The organism is Robiginitalea sp. (assembly GCF_049588695.1).
Taxonomy (GTDB): domain Bacteria; phylum Bacteroidota; class Bacteroidia; order Flavobacteriales; family Flavobacteriaceae; genus Robiginitalea.
Map to the genome: position 1 here is coordinate 1 of NZ_JBAVZJ010000572.1, position 3,746 is coordinate 3,746.

Sequence of the window (3,746 nt, forward strand, 5' to 3'; positions counted from 1 at the left end):
CCTTAATGGTTGGGGCTATAGGACCGTCTATATCACAACTGATATCGGCAATGACTTTAATCTTAAAATCGGGGTGACGCGCATCTTCCCTCGTGATGAGATAAGGTGCGCCGTCCCCATAAAAGTGACCGGCGATGTAGAGGTCCGTCACCCTGGCAAATCGAAAAAAGTTCGATTCATAACGTTCCGGATGCGCGATAAAATCCTCTTTATTTCCACGGGTTCCGTCTTTTCGCTTGTTGTAAAATGAAGCATCGATCTGGCAGTACACCGGGTGTGAAAAATCCTTTGAAAGATAGTCTTGCACTGATACCTTTTTCATACCCATGCCATCCAACATTTCCTTGGCTCCACTCCCCACTCTACCCCGGCCTGTGAGCAATACCTTAACTGGGGGCAGCTTAAGTTTTTGGAGTTCCTCAATCAAAGCCTTTTGGTCTGCAAGCGTTTCAGCTTTTGGCAATTTATAGCTACGGGTCTTCAGGCCATACGCCCTGAACCCGTTATAAGCCCCAACTATGCCTGCATACCGCCCGAAGGCTACAAGGCGATTTCCCGTCAGGTTGGTAATCACCTCGTGGTCGTAGAATTCGATGTTCTTATTCAGTATGGCTCTCAGCAAGTCCCTGTTATAGGGTTGTTTCTTGATGGTATGGGAAAAGAAAAAATACTTTTTATTCGGAATAAGTGACTCTATCGGGACTTCTTTGACCCCCAGGAGCACATCACACCCAGACATATCTTCTCCGACGGCAATACCTGCTTCACGGTACTCCTGATCTGAGAAATCACGGACAGATGAAGATTCTACCAAAAACCGGGCCCTGGGAAAACGATGCTGCACTTTTTGGCAGGCTGTTGGGGAGAGCACAGCCCTGTGATCAGGCGGGTTCTTGCGTTCGCGTATCAATCCGAAGGTCATAAGCCGTTTTGGTATGAAATTTGCTCAAAAATAGGTGGATTCCCAAGGGTATGCAAGTACTTTCAAAGGAACAATTTGGGAGTTTAGTCCTAATAAATGCATACCTTTGCCTGTTCTTTCCCGATCCGTTGGGTCGGTTAAGGACAACGAAGAAAATCGTTCTTTGAATTATGGGGCCGACTGGTTTTGACAGCGAGATCAGTGGTGATGTAAGCATGCCGAGCGCTGGGATACAGCTCGTTAATCTCATAACTCACATTTTTTAAATGGCGAGTCTAACTACGCTTTAGCAGCCTAATTAACTGAATTATAGTAAGTTAAGGCCTAGTCCCGCAAGGCGGGAAAGCTAAATGTCCCCGGGTAGCCCTTGTTGATGGCGACCCTTCTCGGGGCACCATAAAAATCAACATAGCCTGGAAGTAGCTTCGGCTTCCGGGCAAATCTAAAGAAGCTAAGTGCGTAATGGGCGGTTTTTGGTCAGTTACGCGCCGACAACCAAACAAAAACTAAGCATGTAGAAAGCATTGTTATTGCTTGTTTGGACGAGGGTTCGAATCCCTCCGGCTCCACGATCAAATGAAAACCCCGCCAAAATTTGGCGGGGTTTTTTGTTTCCTAGATGCGAATCCGTGCTGGCACGAGTGAACCGACAGGAAGCAAAAAACAGCCCTGGCCACGCCAGGGCGGGGTTTTCATTTGCAGGACGGGAGCTCAAGGGATCACCGACCCCGGGAATCCGGGGGAGGTAATCGAAAAGGCACAGGAGTTGTTCCGCCTCCGGGATTCGAAGGCCAGCGCACCCGCTCGCTCCTCACTAAAGAAGCTCCGCCGGAGCTTCTTTAGCCGTTCGGCCGTCTCTGGCTCCACGATCACTCACAAACCCCACTGGGAATCCGGTGGGGTTTTGTGTTTCAGGAAGGTGAGCCAAGCTTGCTTGAGTGAACCTTTCGGGAACACAAAACCAAGTCCTGGCTGCGCCAGGACAGGGTTTGTAATTGCAGGACGGGATCTCAAGGGATCACCGAGCAAAGCGAAGGTAATCCCTGGTTTGGGACCAAATAAAGAATAATGAACCCCAATTATACGACATGGCGCGTTCTATGGTTCCTGCCGGGCGCTTAGGTACCCCTGAGGAGATAGCGGATGTTGCTGTATTTCTAAGCTCTGAGCGCGCTAACTGGATTGCCGGAGAATTTATTTCTGTTGACGGTGCACAGCATCGCGGCATGCGCTAACAAATCTTTTTTAATGGAATATGAATTTTAATCCTCCTTTGCATTTTTTTGACCAAACGTTTAGACGTTGATTGCATGGCGGTGAGAGCTAGAGGAAATAGCACGGAAGAAGGGCAATGGGCGGAGTTTGTGCATGGTCTTAACCCAATTCACAATGTTCTGATTATGCCATCTTTAGTATAAGAAGAATCAAAACCTATACATATCACTTTCATTATGTAAAGAAAAATCGATTTTCTATACGTAAAGAACTATCTTTGTATAGAAAATTAAAAAATCTATACATAGTGTCTCAAGAAAACGGATATAACTTATCGGAGTTACCATTATCCATTGATGTGGAAAGTAAAGCTGTATTAAAAAGCTTGCCAGCTGCTCATGCTGCTTTGGCTGAGCTCAAAGGGCTTGCAGCTACTATTCCAAATCAAACAATATTAATCAATACTTTGGGGCTACAAGAGGCAAAAGATAGTTCTGCCATAGAGAATATTATTACTACTCATGATGACCTTTTCAAATCAGAATTAAATTTAGATGTCTTTAGGTCTCTTGATGCAAAAGAAGTACAAAACTATATTGAGGCATTAAAACATGGATTTGCTTTGACCTCCAAAAAAGGAGTCTTAAACAATAGGGTAATATTGGAAATACAGGAAGTATTGGAAAAAAACAATGCTGGATTTCGCAAATTACCAGGTACTGCACTTAAAAATAGTACAACGGGAGAAACGGTATATACCCCACCTCAAAACTTGACCGATATTCAAAGGCTCATGAAGAACCTTGAGCAATTTATCAATGACAATAATTTAAGTGATTATGACCCTATCGTAAAAATGGCTATCATTCACTTTCAGTTTGAGAGCATCCATCCTTTTTATGATGGCAATGGACGTACTGGAAGAATCATGAATATTCTTTATCTTATTCTCAACAAATTGCAGACTTTACCTATTCTATATTTAAGTAGCTATATCATTCGACATAAACCAGATTACTATAGGTTGCTTCAAGAAGTAAGAGATAAAAATAATTGGGAGGAATGGTTACTTTTTATGATAAGAGGAGTAGAACAAACATCTAAAGACACCATTAAATTGATTGTGGAAATTAAAAGTTTAATGACTGACTATAAGAACAAGTTGAGATCAAACTATAAATTTTACAGTCAAGATTTACTAAATAACTTATTCAAACATCCGTATACAAAAATTGAATTTGTAATAAATGACCTTTCAGTTTCTAGATTGACCGCAGCTAACTACCTCAACAAGTTAGCTGATGATAGATTGCTAGAAAAAAAACGAATAGGGACAGCGAACTACTATATCAATAGACCACTTTTTGATCTATTGACGGAAAGATAAATTATGAGAAAAGGATTTCTATGTTATGTCTTCATTTTTTTATAGAACTTAGATTGTATTATTTACTTCTATTTACATCCAAAAAAGACACCAATATGGAAGTTTCAATTAGAAAGTCACCTATTCGGTGAGCATAAAAAATGAAATAAAATCACTTTTTGGTTCGGCTGATATTGTGAATGATGGTAAGATAATTTTTAATATTTGCGGGAACCATTATAG

General features: G+C 42.0%; 4 protein-coding genes and 1 other RNA gene. 4 read left to right on the forward strand and 1 reads right to left on the reverse strand.

Annotation, left to right across the window (positions count from 1 at the left end):
- On the reverse strand, nucleotides 1-922 hold a 922-nt coding region (locus WBV75_RS13150), incomplete at its 3' end, for an NAD(P)-dependent oxidoreductase (protein ID WP_424121044.1).
- A gap of 172 nt (nucleotides 923-1,094) precedes the next feature.
- Between WBV75_RS13150 and ssrA the strand changes: the two genes are divergently transcribed.
- The 4 genes from ssrA to WBV75_RS13170 all read left to right on the forward strand — a co-directional run.
- Nucleotides 1,095-1,494, forward strand: a transfer-messenger RNA (tmRNA) gene (gene ssrA, locus WBV75_RS13155).
- Between the two features lie 486 nt (nucleotides 1,495-1,980).
- Complete coding sequence (locus WBV75_RS13160) at nucleotides 1,981-2,157, forward strand: SDR family oxidoreductase (protein WP_424121046.1); 177 nt, start codon at nucleotides 1,981-1,983, stop codon at nucleotides 2,155-2,157.
- Nucleotides 2,158-2,444: 287 nt separating this feature from the next.
- Nucleotides 2,445-3,524, forward strand: coding sequence for a Fic family protein (locus tag WBV75_RS13165; protein WP_424121045.1), 1,080 nt, complete (start codon nucleotides 2,445-2,447; stop codon nucleotides 3,522-3,524).
- 127 nt (nucleotides 3,525-3,651) lie between these two features.
- A partial coding sequence (locus WBV75_RS13170; protein ID WP_424121047.1) for a type II toxin-antitoxin system HigB family toxin occupies nucleotides 3,652-3,746 on the forward strand: 95 nt, incomplete at its 3' end.